Annotated in this window: 17 protein-coding genes and 1 pseudogene; 16 read left to right on the top strand and 2 right to left on the bottom strand. The window is 52.6% G+C overall.

What is annotated here, in order from left to right; all coding sequences use genetic code 11:
* Window positions 1-109 precede the first annotated feature (109 nt).
* The 8 genes from NSP04_RS14735 to NSP04_RS14770 all read left to right on the top strand — a co-directional run bounded on the left by NSP04_RS14735 (window position 110) and on the right by NSP04_RS14770 (window position 10,416).
* Complete coding sequence (locus NSP04_RS14735) at window positions 110-1,150, top strand: AraC family transcriptional regulator (RefSeq protein WP_257513113.1); 1,041 nt, start codon at window positions 110-112, stop codon at window positions 1,148-1,150.
* Between the two features lie 124 nt (window positions 1,151-1,274).
* Window positions 1,275-3,302 (top strand): NADPH-dependent 2,4-dienoyl-CoA reductase, encoded by a 2,028-nt coding sequence (locus NSP04_RS14740; protein WP_257513114.1) that lies wholly within the window; start codon window positions 1,275-1,277, stop codon window positions 3,300-3,302.
* Window positions 3,299-4,327 (top strand): AraC family transcriptional regulator, encoded by a 1,029-nt coding sequence (locus tag NSP04_RS14745; protein ID WP_257513115.1) that lies wholly within the window; start codon window positions 3,299-3,301, stop codon window positions 4,325-4,327. The genes NSP04_RS14740 and NSP04_RS14745 overlap by 4 nt, the downstream gene beginning before the upstream one ends.
* An 87-nt stretch (window positions 4,328-4,414) precedes the next feature.
* Entirely contained in the window at window positions 4,415-5,386 is a 972-nt protein-coding gene (locus NSP04_RS14750; protein ID WP_257513116.1) for an alpha/beta hydrolase fold domain-containing protein, read from the top strand.
* Between the two features lie 9 nt (window positions 5,387-5,395).
* Window positions 5,396-6,538, top strand: a complete 1,143-nt coding sequence (locus tag NSP04_RS14755) for an acyl-CoA dehydrogenase family protein (protein WP_257513117.1) — start codon at window positions 5,396-5,398, stop codon at window positions 6,536-6,538.
* Window positions 6,539-6,554: 16 nt separating this feature from the next.
* The gene (locus NSP04_RS14760) at window positions 6,555-7,436 is read left to right on the top strand and encodes a MaoC family dehydratase (RefSeq protein ID WP_257513118.1); all 882 of its coding nucleotides are present in this window, start codon (window positions 6,555-6,557) and stop codon (window positions 7,434-7,436) included.
* Window positions 7,433-8,728, top strand: a complete 1,296-nt coding sequence (locus NSP04_RS14765; protein ID WP_257513119.1) for a thiolase family protein — start codon at window positions 7,433-7,435, stop codon at window positions 8,726-8,728. The genes NSP04_RS14760 and NSP04_RS14765 overlap by 4 nt, the downstream gene beginning before the upstream one ends.
* Window positions 8,725-10,416: an AMP-binding protein gene (locus tag NSP04_RS14770; protein ID WP_257513120.1), complete on the top strand. Its 1,692-nt coding sequence runs from the start codon at window positions 8,725-8,727 to the stop codon at window positions 10,414-10,416. Before NSP04_RS14765 ends, NSP04_RS14770 begins: the two co-directional genes overlap by 4 nt.
* A gap of 48 nt (window positions 10,417-10,464) precedes the next feature.
* Here the strand turns inward: NSP04_RS14770 and NSP04_RS14775 are convergent, their stop codons facing one another.
* Window positions 10,465-11,319 (bottom strand): pirin family protein, encoded by an 855-nt coding sequence (locus tag NSP04_RS14775; RefSeq protein ID WP_257513121.1) that lies wholly within the window; start codon window positions 11,317-11,319, stop codon window positions 10,465-10,467.
* Window positions 11,320-11,611: 292 nt separating this feature from the next.
* On the opposite strand from NSP04_RS14775, the gene NSP04_RS14780 reads away from it, so the two are divergent.
* Together NSP04_RS14780 and NSP04_RS15060 are read left to right on the top strand one after the other, a co-directional pair.
* The gene (locus tag NSP04_RS14780; protein ID WP_257513122.1) at window positions 11,612-12,526 is read left to right on the top strand and encodes a metal-dependent hydrolase; all 915 of its coding nucleotides are present in this window, start codon (window positions 11,612-11,614) and stop codon (window positions 12,524-12,526) included.
* Window positions 12,527-12,800: 274 nt separating this feature from the next.
* A complete protein-coding gene (locus tag NSP04_RS15060; RefSeq protein ID WP_371825028.1) occupies window positions 12,801-13,070 on the top strand; it encodes a hypothetical protein in 270 nt (89 codons plus the stop codon).
* An 815-nt stretch (window positions 13,071-13,885) separates the two neighbouring features.
* On the opposite strand, the gene NSP04_RS14785 is transcribed toward NSP04_RS15060, so the two are convergent.
* Window positions 13,886-14,305 (bottom strand): PRC-barrel domain-containing protein, encoded by a 420-nt coding sequence (locus NSP04_RS14785; RefSeq protein ID WP_257513123.1) that lies wholly within the window; start codon window positions 14,303-14,305, stop codon window positions 13,886-13,888.
* A 443-nt stretch (window positions 14,306-14,748) separates the two neighbouring features.
* Here NSP04_RS14785 and NSP04_RS14790 point away from each other — a divergent pair, with 443 nt between their 5' ends.
* The 6 genes and pseudogenes from NSP04_RS14790 (at window position 14,749) to NSP04_RS14815 (ending at window position 17,460) form a co-directional block, all read left to right on the top strand.
* Window positions 14,749-15,459 carry a hypothetical protein gene (locus NSP04_RS14790; RefSeq protein ID WP_257513124.1) on the top strand — a complete coding sequence of 237 codons (711 nt, stop codon included), beginning with the start codon at window positions 14,749-14,751 and terminating at the stop codon, window positions 15,457-15,459.
* 44 nt (window positions 15,460-15,503) lie between these two features.
* Window positions 15,504-16,322 carry a hypothetical protein gene (locus NSP04_RS14795; RefSeq protein WP_257513125.1) on the top strand — a complete coding sequence of 273 codons (819 nt, stop codon included), beginning with the start codon at window positions 15,504-15,506 and terminating at the stop codon, window positions 16,320-16,322.
* Window positions 16,323-16,424: 102 nt separating this feature from the next.
* Window positions 16,425-16,607, top strand: a pseudogene (locus NSP04_RS14800) (PIN domain-containing protein); the annotation flags it as partial.
* A gap of 235 nt (window positions 16,608-16,842) precedes the next feature.
* The gene (locus tag NSP04_RS14805; protein WP_257513126.1) at window positions 16,843-17,082 is read left to right on the top strand and encodes a type II toxin-antitoxin system Phd/YefM family antitoxin; all 240 of its coding nucleotides are present in this window, start codon (window positions 16,843-16,845) and stop codon (window positions 17,080-17,082) included.
* Entirely contained in the window at window positions 17,082-17,192 is a 111-nt protein-coding gene (locus tag NSP04_RS14810) for a type II toxin-antitoxin system RelE/ParE family toxin (RefSeq protein WP_257513127.1), read from the top strand. Before NSP04_RS14805 ends, NSP04_RS14810 begins: the two co-directional genes overlap by 1 nt.
* 28 nt (window positions 17,193-17,220) lie before the next feature.
* Complete coding sequence (locus tag NSP04_RS14815) at window positions 17,221-17,460, top strand: VF530 family protein (RefSeq protein WP_257513128.1); 240 nt, start codon at window positions 17,221-17,223, stop codon at window positions 17,458-17,460.
* Window positions 17,461-17,544: the final 84 nt, after the last annotated feature.

Here is a 17,544-nt window from a genome sequence, read left to right on the forward strand (position 1 = left end):
GGATGGTTTCATCTTAGGCTTGCGATGCGATGGACAACACCGCACAGGGTGGCATAAGATCGTCAAAAAGTGACAAAACATAAAAAACAGAAATCATCGAGACAAAAACTTGCCCAAGTCCTTTCACGAATCAGTCGCAGCGTTAAAGCCTGCCCTGCACCCGGTGTACGCGCGTTTGCTGTGTGCAGAACTGCAGCGCCGTGGGTTTGCACCCGCAGCAATTCTGAAAGGTTTGCCCCTGGATTGGCAGCATTTGCATGAACACAACCAGTTCATGAGTTTTGATCAAATGCGCCAATTGATCGAGCGTGGGCTGGCGCTCAGCGATTGCCCCTGGCTTGGCCTTGAGGTGGGCTTGCGCACGCCTGCATCTGCGCATGGCACCTTGGGTGCAGCCATGATTGCCAGCAAAAATTTGCCCAGTGCCATGTTGTTGTTGCAACGGTATGCAGGTTTGCGGCAGAACCTGGCCAATCTAAAGTTTGAACATGAACCCGACTTTGCAGCCGTGCTTGAGGAGTGGGTTGATTTGGGCCCTGTGCGCGAATACCTGCATTGCCAATTGTTGGGTGGTTTGGTGCAGTTGCTCACCGCGATGACCGGGCAGGAATTGCCACCTTTGCTGCGCATCGAATGGCCTTTCGATGCCCCCCTATGGGCAGATGAATATCAGCGCATGGCGCACGGAAACGTATTTGCCTGTGCCCAGTTGCGGGTGGTGTTACACCCTTCCTTGGTGAACAGCCCAAGCCTGGCCGCCGACGATGAGGCTTTGCAGCATTTGCTTCGCGACTGCGATTTGCAGTTGCAGCGTTTGCAAGCCGGCGGCACACTGGCGCAGCGTGTGCGCGTGCAGTTGCAACAAACTGAGGGGCACATGCCCACCTTGCAAACCATGGCCGCACAAGAAAACCTGACCGAGCGCACCTTCATGCGCCACTTGCAGGCCGAAGGCACCAGCTTTCAGCAGTTGCTGGATGAGGTTCGACACGAGCGAGCATGTTGGCTGCTTGCGCACACCAACAACACGGTTGAAGACATTGCCTACAATTTGGGTTTTGAAGACGCATCGAATTTTAGCCGCACTTTCAAGCGTTGGTGTGGCCAAACGCCAAGCGACTTTCGGCAAACACACAGCAACAAACACTGATGAATGTTCACTAAAACATTTCGTACCATCTCATTTTTAGTTAAATCAATGTAATCTTTTGAAGGCCGCCAAATTGAATTGGCGGAAGGCGACCAGTAAACATCGACAAGCACGAGGAACCACAATGCCAGCAGCACTTCACAGCAAACTTCTTGAGCCATTGGATCTGGGTTTCACCACCTTAAAGAACCGTGTCATTATGGGTTCCATGCACACCGGGCTTGAAGAAGAAGATCCAGCGAAGCTGGCTGCATTTTTTGCGCGCCGCGCGCAAGGCGATGTGGGCTTGATGATTACCGGTGGTTTTGCCACTTCTGAAACCGCTGTGCTTTGGCCCGGCGCAGGCCGAATGACCAGCGAGCAAGACGCTATTCGGCACCGCACGGTGACCGACGCTGTGCATGCCGCTGGCGGCAAAATTGCCATTCAATTGCTGCATGCAGGCCGTCAGGCCTACAACGTGAACATGGTTTCTGCCTCTGCCAAGCAATCGCCAATTTTTCCTTTCACACCACGTGAATTAACCCCTGCTGAAATTGAACAGGAAATTGATGGCTTCGCCAACGCGGCGGGCTACGCAAAAATGGCAGGTTATGACGGCGTGGAAGTGATGGGTTCCGAGGGTTATTTGCTGAACCAGTTTTTGACCGAGCGTGGCAATGAGCGCACCGATGAATGGGGCGGCACCTTCGAGAAACGCATGCGCTTCCCGCTGGAAGTGGTGCGCCGCATTCGCGCCAAAGTGGGCGCGGAATTCATCGTGGTGTACCGCATGTCCATGCTTGATTTGGTGCCCGATGGTCAAAGCCTGGAAGAAACATTGTTGCTGGCTCGCGAACTGGAGAAGGCAGGCGTCACCATTCTGAACACAGGCATTGGCTGGCACGAAGCAAAAATTCCAACCATTGCCACGCAAGTGCCGCGCGGCGCATTCACTTGGGCCACACGCAAAATCAAGGAAGTGGTGTCGATTCCTGTTGCAGCATCGAACCGCTTGAACATGCCTGATGACGCCGAACGTGTGATTGAAAACGGCGATGCAGACATGATCGCCATGGCACGCCCGTTTTTGGCTGATCCGGATTGGGTGCTGAAAACCAAAGAAGGGCGCGTGAATGAAATCAATACCTGCATTGGTTGCAACCAGGCTTGCCTGGACCACACCTTTGGCGGCAAGCGTTGCAGTTGTTTGGTGAACCCGCAGGCTTGCCATGAAACAGAACTGGTTTTTGTCAAAACAACCGCGAATAAAAAAGTGGCGGTGGTGGGTGCAGGCCCTGCCGGTATGTCCTTCTCGCTGACAGCTGCGCAGCGTGGGCACGCTGTGACCTTGTTTGATGAAGCGAAGGAAATCGGCGGGCAGTTCAACATTGCCAAGCAAGTGCCCGGTAAGGAAGAATTCCACGAAACCATTCGGTACTTCAGCACCATGCTGAACAAGGAAGGCGTGAATTTGCAATTGGGTAAACGCGTGAACGCTGATGATCTGAAAGATTTTGATGAAGTGGTGCTGGCCACTGGCATTATTCCCAACGTACCCAGCCTGCCTGGTGTTGATCACCCCAAGGTGATGGGTTATCTCGATGTGCTCAAGCATGGCAAGCCTGTGGGCCAGCGTGTGGCAATTGTGGGCGGTGGCGGTATTGGTGTGGATACGGCTGAGTTCTTAACGCATCACGGTAGTGAAAAATCCCCCTCCACCAGCATTGAAGACTTCTGCGAATTCTGGGGCATTGATCGCGCGCAGAATGCGCGTGGTGGCATTGCAGGCGTGAAAGCCAACCCTGAAAAAGCAAGTCGCCAAATCACCATTCTTCAACGCAAGCCCAAGAAAATTGCAGGCCCCGGTAAAACTACGGGTTGGATCCACCGCGCCGCGCTGGAAGCCAAGGGTGTGCGTTTGTTGTCGGGTGTGGAATACATGGGTGTTGAAGACGCAGGCTTGCGCATTCGCACGCCCGATGGCGCCGAGCACTTGCTGGAAGTCGACAATGTAATCGTGTGTGCAGGCCAGCACTCCAACCGGGAACTGGAAGAATCAGTTCGCGCTTTGGGCAAGCCTGTGCACATTATCGGTGGTGCGTTCAAAGCTGCCGAGCTGGATGCCAAGGAAGCAATCAACCAAGGTGCCCGACTGGCCGCAACAGTGTGATTGCTCAGCAAGCCAACAACAAGGTTGTTTTTCCAACAGCCTACACACGCACCCTGGCGCGTGAGCAGGGGCTGGACCACAAAGGCCAGCTTCTGTTGTTGAAGGGTACGCGTCTTGCCCCTGCCGATCTGTTCGAGTTGAACAAGTACATTGACGCTGAAGCGCAAGCCATTATTGTGCGCAATGCCTTGCAGCTCAGCGGCAACCCGGCCCTGGGTTTGCGCTGGGGTGCGAACCTGCATCTGGCCGCGCATGGGCCATTGGGCACCTTGATTGCTTCATCGCCCACCTTGGGCCATGCCTGGAAAGCGACTGAAAAATTTCACGACATTCGCGGCGGCTTTGCCCGCATGGAAGGTCACATTGCCAGCGATCACTTTGCCGTGATCATCAACATGGGCATTGCGCTGGATGAAGTAGGGCGCTTTTTCTGCGAAGCAGTGTTGGCCACCATGGTCAACCACCTGGGCATGATCATTGGCAATTCCAAACCCGCTTTGCGAATTGAGTTGGCGTATTCTGCCCCGCCTTATGCCGATCAGTATCCGCAGTTTCTGCATGCGCCATGCCTGTTTGGCAAAGCCAAAACAAAAATCGTGATTCCCCATGGTTTGGCTTTGATGGCTAACCCAATGGCCGACCCTGAAACCCATGCCATGGCCTTGGCGCGTTGTGAGCAATTGCTGCTGGAACAACGCCGCCCCAGCAACTGGGCAGCCAGGGTCACCGAGCTGCTGCGCAGCAACCCCGGGCAAATATGGACCTGCGAGCAGGTGGCCAGCCACTTTCATTTGTCATCGCGCACCTTGATGCGTTACCTGCGCGATGAACACACCAGTTACCAAACACTGCGTGATTCCGAACTGGCCCGGCAGGCCAAACTCAGCTTGCTTGTCAGTAACAACACCGTGGAATCGGTGGCACTCAGCTTGGGTTACCAGGAAGTGTCCAATTTCAGGCGTGCCTTCAAACGCTGGTTTGGCATGTCGCCTCAGGCCTTTGTTGAACAAAGCAGGGTAAATTAAGACACGCTGTCGCTATTTACCCCCATTGTGTCCGGCTTTGCCCTAGGCTGAACTGCCTGTGTGCAACAAGATGGTTGCATGAGCTCAATGTCCAAATCCGTCACCCTGTTTCTTCGCCTGTGCCAAGGGCGTTTGCTGGCTGCCCGAAATCCTGAAAAGGTGTGGCGGGTTGGCGAGCGCGTCACGAACCTGCTGCAAAAGCTTTCCCGAATGCCTGCGGGTTGTAGCGTGCAGCACCGCACCGTGAACGGCGTGCCGGTAGAAATAATCGAGAACCACAGTGCGCATGCCAACAGCCGTCAAACTTTGTTGTTCTTGCATGGTGGTGGCTTTGCGTTTGGCAGCGCAGCGAATTACCGTGCCTTCGTTGCGCGCTTGTGTAAAAAATCGGGCATTGCCCGCGCCTGGGTGCCCGATTACACCCTCATGGGCAAAGCCCCTTTCCCCGCTGGCTTGAACGATGTGGTTGCTGTGTGGAAAGCCTTGCTGCATGAACACGGTCAGGATGAATTGCTGCTGGCCGGCGATTCAGCGGGCGGTAATTTAAGCCTGGCCTTGTGCCATGCCATGAACTCAAGTGAGCTTCGATTGCCCACACGTGTGTACCTCAGCTCGCCCTGGCTCGATCCTTCCCTGGGTGAAAGTGATTTGCGCCCCGAGGTGGTGGATGCATTCCTGGGTCACAACGAAGCGCAGGCCCGTGACTGGCTCAAGCGCATGTTCGCCACCCCCTATGCCAGTGTGCACAATCCAGAAAACCCGCTTATCTCGCCTTTGTTGGGCGACCTGTCGCGCTTGCCGCCCGTGTATGTGCAGTGTTCCGCCAATGAAGTGTTCATGGTGGACAGCTTAAGGCTGGTGAAGCAGGCGCAGCAACTGGGCACCGTGTGTCATGTTGATGTGTGGTCGGGTGTGTTTCACGATTTCATTTTGTTTTCTCCATCCATGCCAGAAGGGCGTGCCGCATTTGCTGCGGCAGCGGCATGGCTTGGGCATGGCGAAGTTCGCCGCCCACCTTACTTTCAAACCCGCATTCGCCAGTTGTCATCACCTCTTTAAGGTTCTCGCATGTTCACCACTTACTTCAATCAAACCCACGAGGAAGCACGTCGCAATATTCGTCGCTTCGTCGAGCGACATATTCAACCCAACATCAATGAATGGGAGGAGGCCGGTACTTTCCCGCGCGAAATTTACAATTTGGCTGGCGAGGCGGGCATTCTTGCCATCGGTTATCCGGAAGAACTAGGTGGCAATTCCGAAGGCGATTATTTCATGAGCCTGGTGGCCACTGAAGAATTGTTGCGTGCTGGCTCCGGTGGTTTTTTCTCGAGCCTCATGTCGCACGGTATTGCCTTGCCGCCCATTGCCAAATGGGCCAGTGCTGAAATGAAAGCGCGCATTGTTCCCGAGGTGTTGAGTGGCGACAAAATTATCGCATTGGCAGTGACCGAACCGGGTGGTGGTTCAGACGTGGCCAACCTGAAAACCCGTGCGGTGGATTGTGGCGACCACTACAAAGTGTCGGGTTCCAAAACCTACATTACCTCGGGCATACGTGCTGACTATTACACAGTGGCTGTGCGCACAGGCGGCGATGGTTATGGTGGTATCAGCATGCTGTTGATGGAAAAGGGCATGCCCGGTTTCACCACAGGCCAGCCTTTGAAAAAAATGGGATGGTGGTGCAGCGACACAGCTGAACTATTCTTCGACAATGTGGTGGTGCCGAAATCAAATTTGATTGGCATTGAAAACGGTGGCTTCATGATGATCATGACCAATTTCGAGGCCGAGCGCTTGGGCCTGGCATGCTACTCAAATACTTTGTCGGAACTGGCTTTGAACGAAGCGCTGGCCTACGCCAAAAACCGCAGCACCTTTGGCAAGCCCTTGAGCAAACACCAGGTGATTCGCCACAAGCTGGCTGACATGGCCACACAGCTGGAAGCCAGCCGCGAATTCACTTACCGGGTTGCAGCCCGCATGCAGGCAGGCAAACCCGCTTTGAAAGAAGTGTCGATGGCCAAAAACTTTGCCACCAAAACATCGGACTTTATTACCTATGAGGCCGTACAAATTTTTGGTGGCATGGGCTATATGCGTGAAAGTTTGGTGGAACGTTTGTACCGCGACAATCGTATTGCATCGATTGGCGGTGGCACTTATGAAATCATGAACGAAATTATCGGCAAGCAGTTGGGCTTGTAAAAAAGGAATAAACACCATGTTGGCAGATTACCCCCTGAAGTATTTGGCTTTGCACTGGCCCAACATTCGGTCCATGGGCTGGGCAGCCATTCGCAATGCAACCCCCATCACCCGGCCTGGCACTTTGCCGCAACTTCCTGTGCACCACAGCATGCACGTGCCTGCACTCAACAATGAATTGCTGGATCAATACGTGGCCTGGACAGGTGCGCCAGCCAATCGCTACAGCACAGAAATGCCAGCGCACTTTTGTAGCCATTGGGCCATGCCCATGTTGGCCAAGCTGGGCAGCCTTGCACCCTACAATTTGTTGTCGCTGTTGAATCAGGGTTTGCGCATGCAAATTCACTCGCCTCTGAAGCGCAGTGAGGCCATTTCGTTGCGCGGCAGCTTGATGGATGTTACTGACGATGGCGACAAAGTGCGTATTCACACGCGCGTGCAGGCCAGCAACCCCAAGGGTGAATTGGCCATGGTCATCGACAGTTATTCCACTGTGCCCCGCAGTAAACCGGCGGGCAAAAGCAAACCCGCCAAGCGCGATGAATTTGAATTCAACACCGCAGGCCACTGGAATGCCGAGGAAGACGACGGCCTTGCATTCGCCATGCTGACCGGCGACTTCAACCCCATACACACCATCAAGGCTGTGGGCAAACGCACGCGCTTTAGAAGTTGTATTTTGCATGGCTTCGGGCAACTGGCCCGCACTTGGGAAGTGCTGCACAACGCAGGGCATTCAGTGGCCGATCTGGATGTGCGCTGGATCAAACCACTGCCTTTGCCCAACGCAGGCATACAGGTGCAAACCAGTACTCAAAAGGATTCTGAAGGTTACACACAGCTGCGTTTGGCTGCCGCAGATGGCACCCTGCACATGGTGGGGCGCTTCAAATGAAGTCGATTCGAAAAGCAGTGATTGTCGATGGTGTGCGCACCCCCTTTCTCGATTCGGGTGGTGCGTATTCCCAGCTCATGACCTATGAACTGGGTGGAAAAGCCATTGCAGGTTTGGTGAGCAAAACAGGCATTGATGCAAACCGCGTGAACATGGTGACCATGGGCACGGTGCTTCATGAAATTGAAACCTCGAATGTGGCCCGTGAAAGCATGTTGAGCGCTGGCTTGCCAGCCACAATTCCTGCATACACCACCTCGATGGCCGGCTTGTCGGCCAGCGTGGGTTTCGCCAATTTGTGCGACATGATTGCTCTGGGTCGAATTGATGTGGGCATAGCGGCGGGTGTGGAAAGTTTCTCCGACATTCCAATTCGCTACTCGCAAAAAATTCGGCGTGCAGCCATGAAGGTGCGGCAAGATTCTTCCGCAAAAAACATATTGAAGAATTTGGCCAGCCTTCGCCCAGCTGATTTGAAACCCGAGATGCCCACCGGCACCGACTTCACCACCCGCAAAACCATGGGTGTGTGCGCCGAACAAATGGTGCAAAAGTTCAAGGTAAGCCGCGAAGATTGCGATGCATTCACGGCGCGCAGCCACCAGTTGGCCATTGAGGCACTGAACCAAGGTTATTTTGAGGGCACCATTATTCCGGTTCAGGTGCCCGGCTTTGAACATCCCATTACATCGGATAACACGCCTCGCAAAGACAGTAATATTCAAAAGCTGTCCACCATGCGAACCATTTTCCGAAAAGACGGCGTAATCACCGCAGCCGGTTCTTCCCGCTTCACGGACGGCTCTGCCGCCTTGTTGGTCACCAGCCTGGAAGCTGCAAACAACATGGGTCTACAGCCCCTGGCCGAGGTGGTGGATTATGAATTGGCCGCGGTGAAAAGCCTGGAAGAAGAAATGTTGCTGGGGCCGGCAGTGTCCATTCCCAAGTTGCTCGCAAGAAACAAGCTCAGCATGGCCGACATTGATGTGTGGGAACTTCACGAAGCCTTCGCCGCTCAAATTCTCGTGAACATCGCTTGCATGCAGCGCAGCGAGTTTGCAGACGAGTATTACAAGGGCCAGGTGCCGGGCGAACTGCCAATCGACAAGTTGAACACTTGGGGCGGCTCACTTTCCTTGGGCAATCCATTTGCAGCCACGGGCATTCGCTTGCTCACCACCGCAGCCCGCAGGTTGCAAGTGGAAAACAAGCGATACGCGGTAGTATCTAGTTGTGCCGGTGGAGGTTTGGGAGCGGCAATACTTATAAAAAACATGGAGACAAACACATGAGCGCAGCGCATTACGAGAAATTCGAAACCCTGCTGGATTGCCTGGACCATTGGGCGGCCAACCAACCCAACAAGGTTTACTTCACTCAGCCTTTCTCGGCCGAGAAAACCGTGGATTACACCTGGGCCCAGGTGGCTGACCAAGTAAATCGCATGGCTGCGTATTTGCAATCACTGAATCTGCCCGAGAAAACCCACATCGGCATTCTGGGTAAAAACAGCGCCCACTGGATCATAGCCGACTTGGCCATTTGGCGGGCAGGGCATGTGTCCATTCCCCTGTACCCCACGCTGAATGCTGAAACTGCTGAATATGTGCTGGAAAACAGCGACTCGAAAATGATCTTCATCGGCAAGATGGATGAATTGTGGCGCGTGGTCGAAAAGGGCATTCCCACCGACATGCCCACCATCACCTTGCCCTTGGCGCCGCAACTGGCCCATGCCAAAAAATGGGACGACATTGTGGCTGCCACCGCACCCACTCAGAACCCCGTGAAGCGCAGCAAAGATGAAATGGCCACCATGCTTTACACCTCGGGCAGTACCGGCAAACCCAAGGGTGTGATGATTTCTTTCAATGCCATGATCAGCGCGCTGCGCGGTACATCGAAAGTCATGAGCTTCAGCAACACCGACCGAATGATTTCCTACCTGCCATTGGCCCATGCGGCTGAACGTGCCATTCTGGAAACTGGCTCGCTGTTCTATGGCTTTCATGTGTACTTCTCGTTCGGGCTCGACAGCTTTATTCAAGATTTGCAACGCGCACGCCCAACCCTGTTTTTCTCGGTGCCGCGTTTGTGGACCAAGTTTTACAACGGCATTTGCGGAAAAATTCCGTTGGGTGTGCAGCATGTTATTTTCCGCATTCCAATTCTTTCCGGTTTATTCAAAAAGTTCTTGCTGAAGAAACTGGGCTTGTCGGAAGTGCGAATGGCCCTCAGCGGTTCCGCTCCGTTAGCGCCCGCCTTGATGTCGTGGTATCGCAACCTGGGCCTTGATTTGCTGGAAGGTTATGCCATGAGCGAAAACTTCGCCTATTCGCATTGCAGCTTGCCCGGCAAAGTGCGCGTGGGTTACGTGGGCAACACCTACCCAGGCGTGGAATGCAAAATTTCTGATGTGGGCGAAGTGCTGGTGAAAAGCCCATGCAACATGATGGGCTATTACAAAAACCCGGAACTCACCGCGCAGTCTTATACCGAAGACGGATTTCTGAAAACAGGCGACATGGGCGTGATCGACGAACAAGGTCGATTGAAAATTACAGGCCGCGTGAAAGAGTTGTTTAAAACCAGCAAGGGCAAATACATTGCACCTGTGCCGATTGAGAACCGCTTGAATGGCCATGAGTTGATTGAAGCGGTGTGTGTAACTGGGCCTTCATTTTCACAGCCATTTGCTTTGGTCATGTTGCCGCTTGAAGAACACAAACAAGTGGAGCAAAACCCCAATGGAGCGGCACGGGTTGAAAGTGAAATGACCGAACTACTGAACCATGTGAATGGTCAGCTTGAGGCCCATGAAAAGCTGAGCTGCATTGTGGTGGTGAAAGACTTGTGGAGCATGGAAAACGGCTTCCTGACCCCCACCATGAAGATCAAGCGCAATGTGATTGAGGCCAATTACTTGCCAAAGGCAGAAGGCTGGGTTGCCCTGAAAAAACCTGTGGTGATTGAGCAGTAAGAATCAATGAAGTGTCCAAAAAAAAGCCCGGATCTCTCCGGGCTTTTTTTACGCCAGCGTGCCTTCCCTGAAATCTTGCAAGGCCTGTCGAATTTCCTGTTCGGTGTTCATCACAAACGGGCCGTACTGCGCAATTGGTTCATTCAACGGTTTGCCTGCAATCAGCAAAGCCTTGGCATCGGCACTTGCTTCAATCACTACGCCATCGCCAACATTGTTCAAAATCGCCATGCGCTTGTCGCCCACCATTTGGCCGCCCACCTTCACTTCGCCACGGTAAACAAACACCACGGCATTGTGAGTTGCAGGCAAAGTTTGTTCGAATTGCGTGCTGGCAGGCAAATGCAAATCAAGGTACAGCGGTTCGGTGCCTTCACGGCTTACCGCACCTTCTACGCCGTGGCTGCTGCCCGCAATCACGGTGACCGCCACACCTTCTGGCGTGGTGAACTGGGGCAGGTCGGTGTTCTTGAAATCGCGATACCAGGGCGTGCACATTTTGTCTTTTGCGGGCAGGTTCAACCACAGCTGAAAGCCTTCCATCACGCCTTCTTCCTGTTGCGGAATTTCGGAATGAAATACACCGCGCCCTGCAGTCATCCATTGCACGCCGCCGTTTTCTAGCAAGCCTTTGTTTCCCTTGCTGTCTTCGTGAAGCATGCGCCCGGCAATCATGTAGGTAATGGTTTCAAACCCGCGGTGCGGGTGGTTTGGGAAGCCCGCAATGTAGTCGTCAGGGTTGTCGCTGCCAAAATTGTCCAGCATCAAAAACGGATCAAGCCTGCGCTGCAGGTTTTGGGTAATCACGCGGGTCAGCTTCACTCCAGCGCCATCTGATGTGGCTTGGCCAGTAATTACATGTTCTACCGAGCGGGGGTCTTTTACACTTGCGGTTGCGTTCATGGGTACCTCGAAATGAACTGGTCAATACCCTTATTTTACCGCAGTAGAGCAAGGCAATATTGCTCGTAGAAACAAACACTTCCGAAAATACCTATACAAATTATATTGCGCTGCAAAAGAATTAGTGCAATTGAATCAAGGGTTTGCCCTGTTTCAAAAAACAAACGATCGTTTGAAATTTAGAGTGTTTTTCTAACGTTTACAGTTGTTAATGCCGTAAATGATTGTTACAGTCGTCAGTGTCAATGTTTGTGTTGAATTACAAAAACAGCCGTAACCAAAGGAGTACACCATGAAAGTCATTCCAGTGCGCCGCGACGTAAAAATCAATCTTGATGAGTCTCGCATCAACAACTGGCACGAAGCCGGTGAGCACGTCACCCACTTCTTCAACGCCTTGTCTGTGCTGTTTCCCGCCGGCGAGCGTTTGTTCATGGACTCTGTGCGTGCTTACAAAGACCAGGTAAACGACCCTGACTTGAAAAAGGCCATCACCGCATTCATCGGCCAGGAAGCGCTGCACAGCCGCGAGCACGAGGAATACAACGAGATGATGGACCGCAGTGGTGTACCCGCCCTGAAGCTGGACAAAATGCTGTGGAGCTTGCTGGGTGGTTTGCAAAAAGGGCTGGGCAAAAAGTTGTCGCTGGCTGGCACCATTGCGCTGGAACATTACACCGCCATCATGGCCGACGCCGTGTTAAAAGATCCAAAAGTAACTGGTGAAAAGTCAGACGAAGGCTTCAAGCAAATGTGGCAGTGGCACGCCTATGAAGAAACCGAACACAAAGCCGTGGCTTACGATGTATGGAATACCGTGGTTCCCGACAACGTGTACAACCGCTTCATTCGCCGCTTCGGCATGGTGTTGGCCACCGTTATTTTCTGGCCCGTCATTATGTACTTCCATGCACGCCTGGTATTTGCCGACCCCAACACCAAGGGCAAGCACCTGAAAGGTTACAAGGCCGTTGCCAAATTGTTGCTGGGCAAGGAAGGCATTTTCCGCAACGCGATGAGCGATTTTTTCGACTACTTCCGCGCCGACTTCCACCCCTGGGACCACGACAACAGCCACTTCATGAACGACATCGACGCGTTTGTGGAGAAGGTGAACCAAGCCATGCGCAACCCCAACCCCGAAGTGAAAAAAGCCGTGCGTGCACGCATGAGCAAAGCAGTGGTGAAGGCACCAGTGGCTGCGTAAAAGCAATAATTTGGAGTTCTTGAAGCCGGACCATTCGTAGCGGGGTGGTCCGGCTTTTCGCATTTTTATGCGCGTAAAAATGTTGGGGTTTGCTGATACTGGATGACATTGGCGAGTGCCCACGCGAAACCTTTTCAACTTGACATCACCAAATTCGCACCGCATAAAGCCATCGAGCAAGTGGTCATGACGCCCCTCAAATACGGGGTGGCGCATAGTATTCTGTGGCGAACAACTAGGGTAGACAAGGCTTTCAGGCCTTGCTTATGTCGAAATAAAAAAAACATGGAAGCACGTTAGCGTTATTCGCAACGAGGTTGTTGGCCATCAGACACTCAAGCGAACAAAAATTGAATCTCACAAGATTGCCGGGATGAGCTTTGAGGATATACGGGGCCTGTTCAAATCGTGTCAGTATCTGCTGTTTCGGATTGGTAGTGAGTTCCAAGACACACATGTTGTTTTCAATCTCAAGGGTGCAGATTCGTTCGACAATTTGATCACGGATTTGCGCTCTGCCAGTTCATTCAAGCAGGCGCTTTAGGCGCGGCTTAACTAAGGCGTTAGAGCACCCCCAAATGAGTTTTGGATACTTTTACGAAATAAAGGTTAGTGCGCGTGAGCACCTTGTCGGCTGCACTACCAAAAGCGAGTGGTACAAAGCTTTGGGTGGGCTCAATCTCGAGGACTGTCCATCGTGCAGGGGCGAGCAATCGTTCCCCGGCTGGGAGTTGGCACTTGGAGGTCTCTCTGGACCTCTGGCGCGAATGTTTGAAGGCGATCTTCGCGCCCAGCGAAATGAGTTTGATGATCCAGATGCAGTGTTTCTTGGATCGGATCTTGTGAAATTAATCGCGGCGGACATTGACAGCAGGGGGCGCACGTTCTTCGAGTGTTTGCTTCGGCAGAGAGGAAACGAGGCCGACATCTGGCTATTCGAACCCATGCGGCTCTTTTTTGCGGGAGCCTCCAGCAGGCACAATGCGATAGTCGTCTTGTGGGGTGGGTGAGGATGTCCAGGATTGTGCTCGCGCTGCGCGTATCCTGTGCCTGACCACCGCTGACCTCAAACGTGAATTTGTAAAGATATGAATGTCGTCATCCAAGAAGAAGCAACTGGTTGCGGCATTGCCGCAGCTGCTGCGCTCGCTGGTCTCCGCTATGCCGAGGCCAAAAAGAGAGCCAGCGCTCTGGGTATTCATGCCTTTGACACCTCGCTTTGGTCGGACACGGAGTATGTCCGGAAGCTCTTGCGTGATTGTGGGGTGTCGGTTTATCCAAAAGAGACACCATTTGAATCATGGTTCACCACGCCTGCGAAGCTGAAAGACCTGCGCAGGCGTAGTGTGATGCCAAGGCTCAGTCGGCCTTGTATTGCGTTCCATAGAACTTATGCACGCCAGTGGCCCATGTCTGGTCTGACATCAAGGGCCAATTGTCCTTGTCGAACCCCGGTGCGTCCTTTAGGGCATCCTTCCGGGCATTGAGCGTGAAGCGCTTGTTCTCCGTGTCTAGTTTCAGTGCTGCCCAGGGCACGGCGAATAGCTTGTCACCCATGCCCATCAGGCCACCATATGACAAGACCGCGTACGCGACCTTGCCCGAAGCCATGTCGATCATGAATTCCTTAATGTCGCCCAGATCCTCGCCGTCATGGTTGTAAACATCGTTGCCCAAAAGTGTGTCAGCGCCCATCAAAGATGGGCCTGGACCGTCGGTAGTGTGGGCAGTGTCGGCATACATGCCGTAGTTGTCGCGTGTGACGTAGTTGGTTTCCATGCTTGTTCCTTGCTTGTTAGGTTGTGAAGGAACATCAATCCACAGCAGAGTCCAAAGGCACGGCTGGAGTCGAGTTCCGGCTTGATCGCTGGGGCCAATAAGTCCACCAGCAGAAGGGAAAAGATAGAAACAAAGTGACTAGGGGTCTGTGCGTTAGCGAACTCAGGCTATGACACCGGCGCTGCTGTGCTGATTCAGGCCGGGTGTGATTCTATATTCCCCGAACAGACAACCGTAAGCACCCAGCAAATAGCCAGTTCTTACGACCCACTGAAAAGCGTTTATTGAATCGGCCGAATGGAACGCACATGATGTATTTCGTTACAAACAATTGTCTGTAAATTGTCTTTTGTAATCCCGCAGCGCATCCGCTGGTGCAGTGTGGAGATCAGCCAAAAAGACGGGTGTTTTTTGTTGAAAAATTCATATCATTAGGAAAAAGTATGTCGTTAAATTTTAGAAGTATGTTTGTGTTGGTTGCCGCAGCTTTATTTTTGGGCGGATGTGCTACGCCCATCCAGCAACGCATCGATTTGGCTGACAACTACTTTTTATCCAGCAAAGCCAAGGAAGGCAGGGTAGGTGTAGTGATGGTCGAATTGCCCAAACCAGACACTGCATTCCCTGGTGCCAATTGCCTTCTTTGCCTCGGTGTAGCAAATGGAATGCATTCTTCTTTAAGTAAAGAGGTGAAAACCTTTAGTACAGCCGAACTCAAACCTTTGCCGCATGATTTGGTTGTTCTGCTAAAGAAGCGTGGCCTCGATGCTGTCCTCATTGATGAACCACTGAAAATCGATGCCTTGCCCGATTTGAATGCCAGCGAAGCAGTGAATAAGTCGCGCAAGAACTTTACATCCCTAAAGGCCAAGTACAACATTGACCGGTTAGTGGTGATCCATTTCACGGCACTGGGTGTATGGCGCTCGTATTCGGCCTACGTTCCTACCGATCCTCCTAAGGCAGTCGTTGTTGGCAGCGCTTCATTGGTCGATTTGACGACGCATTCGCTGGAATGGTATCAGCCTGTGACTATTTCTCGCACCGCCGACGGGGATTGGGACGAGCCCCCAAAATTTCCAGGACTTACCAATGCTTATTATCAGGTCCTGGAAAGTGGCATGGACGTCATTAAGAAACCATTCGTTCGATGATGTCGTGGCGCGTAGCCGTCTTTGCGACGGCATTGACATTGACCATGCCGAGTACAGCGGCATTTGCGACTGCGCCACTTGAAGCACCCTTGTGGTGGCGCATGCCAATAGAGCCGGGAGTTAAGTGGCGTGGCATGTTGCCTACTGAGGGTGGGGCAGTCGGTATGGGTCCCCAAGTCGGCCTCTACCCAGTTCCAGGCGCAGCCGGCTTATTGGCTGCAATCGTGGCGCATGCGGCCATTGCCAATAACATGCAATCTAGCGAATATCAAAAAGCCCAACAGGCGGCTGATCGTGTTCTCGATCCGTATGCGACTGAGTTGGCTGCTTGGTCTGCGGCGAACCTTTGGGATGTGGCCGTTGCCGCAGTACCGTCATCACTACAAATAAGGGTTTGGGATGGACACACCGCACCAGTTGCAGGTTCGGTCGTTCAAACTTCACCCACGTTCACCTTGGCCCCTGACGAATCCGTTGTGATACTTGATGTTGCAATTCAATTTGTTGCGCCTGGTGCAGCCAGTTTGGAAACCTTGGTTCGCGTGGTCTCGTCTCCATTGGGCGAAATAGACCCCCGCTCCCATTGGTCTGCTGACGAAGCAAATCAGTTGAAATCAACTGCGGCAGCGATGCTTGCGCATGCCATCGATATTGCGCATCGCCATACCATTCACCCAGCTAATGACCTGGCCCCTATGCGCACGCATCGCTATTTGTTTGGCGCAGATGAGCGCACGGAGCGGGCGCAACAGTTGGCAGGTAACTGTGCTCGGCTGGAGTTACGTAACTTGCGAGGCTTGCTGATGTCTGTGCCGATAAAAGTACAATCTGAAAACGAGTGTTCGATCAAGACTCAGTTTTAAGGCGAAATATGGTGAACTGTAGGCTGCTAACAATCTGCCGAAAAGTGAAGCCGTAACCAGTGCACATTAGCAGAGCGCTAGAGGTCTCATTTTGTCGGAGCAAATCAAGCGAAGGTCACCTTTGAGGTGGCGTCTGTTCTTCAGCAAATGGGAGAGCGGGCCGAGTACATCAAGATTTCTGGCAATGGCTCGAACGCGCTTGACTTTCACATCGCGTGCTACATTGGCATCTTGGCAAGCAACGACCCAGACGCATACTTCCACATCGTTTCAAAGCGTCGGTGATCTGAAGCATAGAGGGGCATCGAAGCCTCGCGCTGTCAAAACCCTCACTAGCTTCAGAGGAAGAACTTCAATCTTTGATGGATGAGCTACAAAAGCAAGGGCTGATTAGTATTGCGGGCACGAAAGTTTCCTATGAATTACCCGCCTGAATTCTTTTCGAAAATAGCGTTCGTTTTGACGTGCGTATTGAATTGCATACAATAGCAGCCAAGTTAACCGTACAAAGAGGCGCATCATGCTCGGAATTACTGCTACCGAGGCTCGGAGCAATCTTTATCGGTTGATTGATGAAACTGCGGAATCCCATCAGCCGATTCTTATCATGGGCAAGCGAAATAAAGCTGTACTAGTGGCTGAAGAAGACTGGGCTGCTATTCACGAAACACTTTATCTGCTCTCTGTACCCTGCATGAGCGAGTCTATTCATGAGGGAATGGCGACCGCAGTTGATCAGTGTGATGAGGAGCTGGACTGATGACATGGAATTACTCTCGCCGAATAAATATTCAGCACCGCTTGGTGTACCAAGTGCTTGAGGATGAAAAGGTGGTAAAAGTTCTTCGACTCTGGAGCCACTATGAGTAATGCGTAACCCCAAGGATCCCCCTCAAACATGAATACCGAGCAATCCAAGAACCCCCTGCATGGCGTCACGCTTGAGACCGTCGTCGTGAAGCTTGTTGAACACTATGGCTGGGATGAACTTGCCAAGCGGATTAATATCAATTGTTTCAAGAGCGATCCGTCTGTGAAATCCAGCCTGAAGTTTCTTCGAAAAACGCCTTGGGCCAGAGAGCAAGTAGAGCACTTGTACCTCTCTACATTTGCATCGCAAAGTGAAGTGAAAAATTAAGTCAACAGTCCATCGGTGTAATCACACCAAGCGACCACCCATCCTCAATTTGTAACCTTCCATTCCTTGTCATTAAGGTGCCTC

The sequence above is a fragment of the Limnobacter parvus genome (genome assembly GCF_024623725.1).
Lineage (GTDB): Bacteria > Pseudomonadota > Gammaproteobacteria > Burkholderiales > Burkholderiaceae_B > Limnobacter > Limnobacter parvus.

Bases quoted from the DNA above. Each gene is read 5' to 3' on its own strand.
- NSP04_RS14740 (WP_257513114.1), top strand. From the start codon at position 1,275: ATGCCAGCAGCACTTCACAGCAAACTTCTTGAGCCATTGGATCTGGGT.
- NSP04_RS14750 (WP_257513116.1), top strand. From the start codon at position 4,415: ATGTCCAAATCCGTCACCCTGTTTCTTCGCCTGTGCCAAGGGCGTTTG.
- NSP04_RS14755 (WP_257513117.1), top strand. From the start codon at position 5,396: ATGTTCACCACTTACTTCAATCAAACCCACGAGGAAGCACGTCGCAAT.
- NSP04_RS14760 (WP_257513118.1), top strand. From the start codon at position 6,555: ATGTTGGCAGATTACCCCCTGAAGTATTTGGCTTTGCACTGGCCCAAC.
- NSP04_RS14765 (WP_257513119.1), top strand. From the start codon at position 7,433: ATGAAGTCGATTCGAAAAGCAGTGATTGTCGATGGTGTGCGCACCCCC.
- NSP04_RS14770 (WP_257513120.1), top strand. From the start codon at position 8,725: ATGAGCGCAGCGCATTACGAGAAATTCGAAACCCTGCTGGATTGCCTG.
- NSP04_RS14775 (WP_257513121.1), bottom strand. From the start codon at position 11,319: ATGAACGCAACCGCAAGTGTAAAAGACCCCCGCTCGGTAGAACATGTA.
- NSP04_RS14780 (WP_257513122.1), top strand. From the start codon at position 11,612: ATGAAAGTCATTCCAGTGCGCCGCGACGTAAAAATCAATCTTGATGAG.
- NSP04_RS14785 (WP_257513123.1), bottom strand. From the start codon at position 14,305: ATGGAAACCAACTACGTCACACGCGACAACTACGGCATGTATGCCGAC.
- NSP04_RS14790 (WP_257513124.1), top strand. From the start codon at position 14,749: ATGTCGTTAAATTTTAGAAGTATGTTTGTGTTGGTTGCCGCAGCTTTA.
- NSP04_RS14795 (WP_257513125.1), top strand. From the start codon at position 15,504: ATGCCGAGTACAGCGGCATTTGCGACTGCGCCACTTGAAGCACCCTTG.
- NSP04_RS14805 (WP_257513126.1), top strand. From the start codon at position 16,843: ATGCTCGGAATTACTGCTACCGAGGCTCGGAGCAATCTTTATCGGTTG.
- NSP04_RS14810 (WP_257513127.1), top strand. From the start codon at position 17,082: ATGACATGGAATTACTCTCGCCGAATAAATATTCAGCACCGCTTGGTG.
- NSP04_RS14815 (WP_257513128.1), top strand. From the start codon at position 17,221: ATGAATACCGAGCAATCCAAGAACCCCCTGCATGGCGTCACGCTTGAG.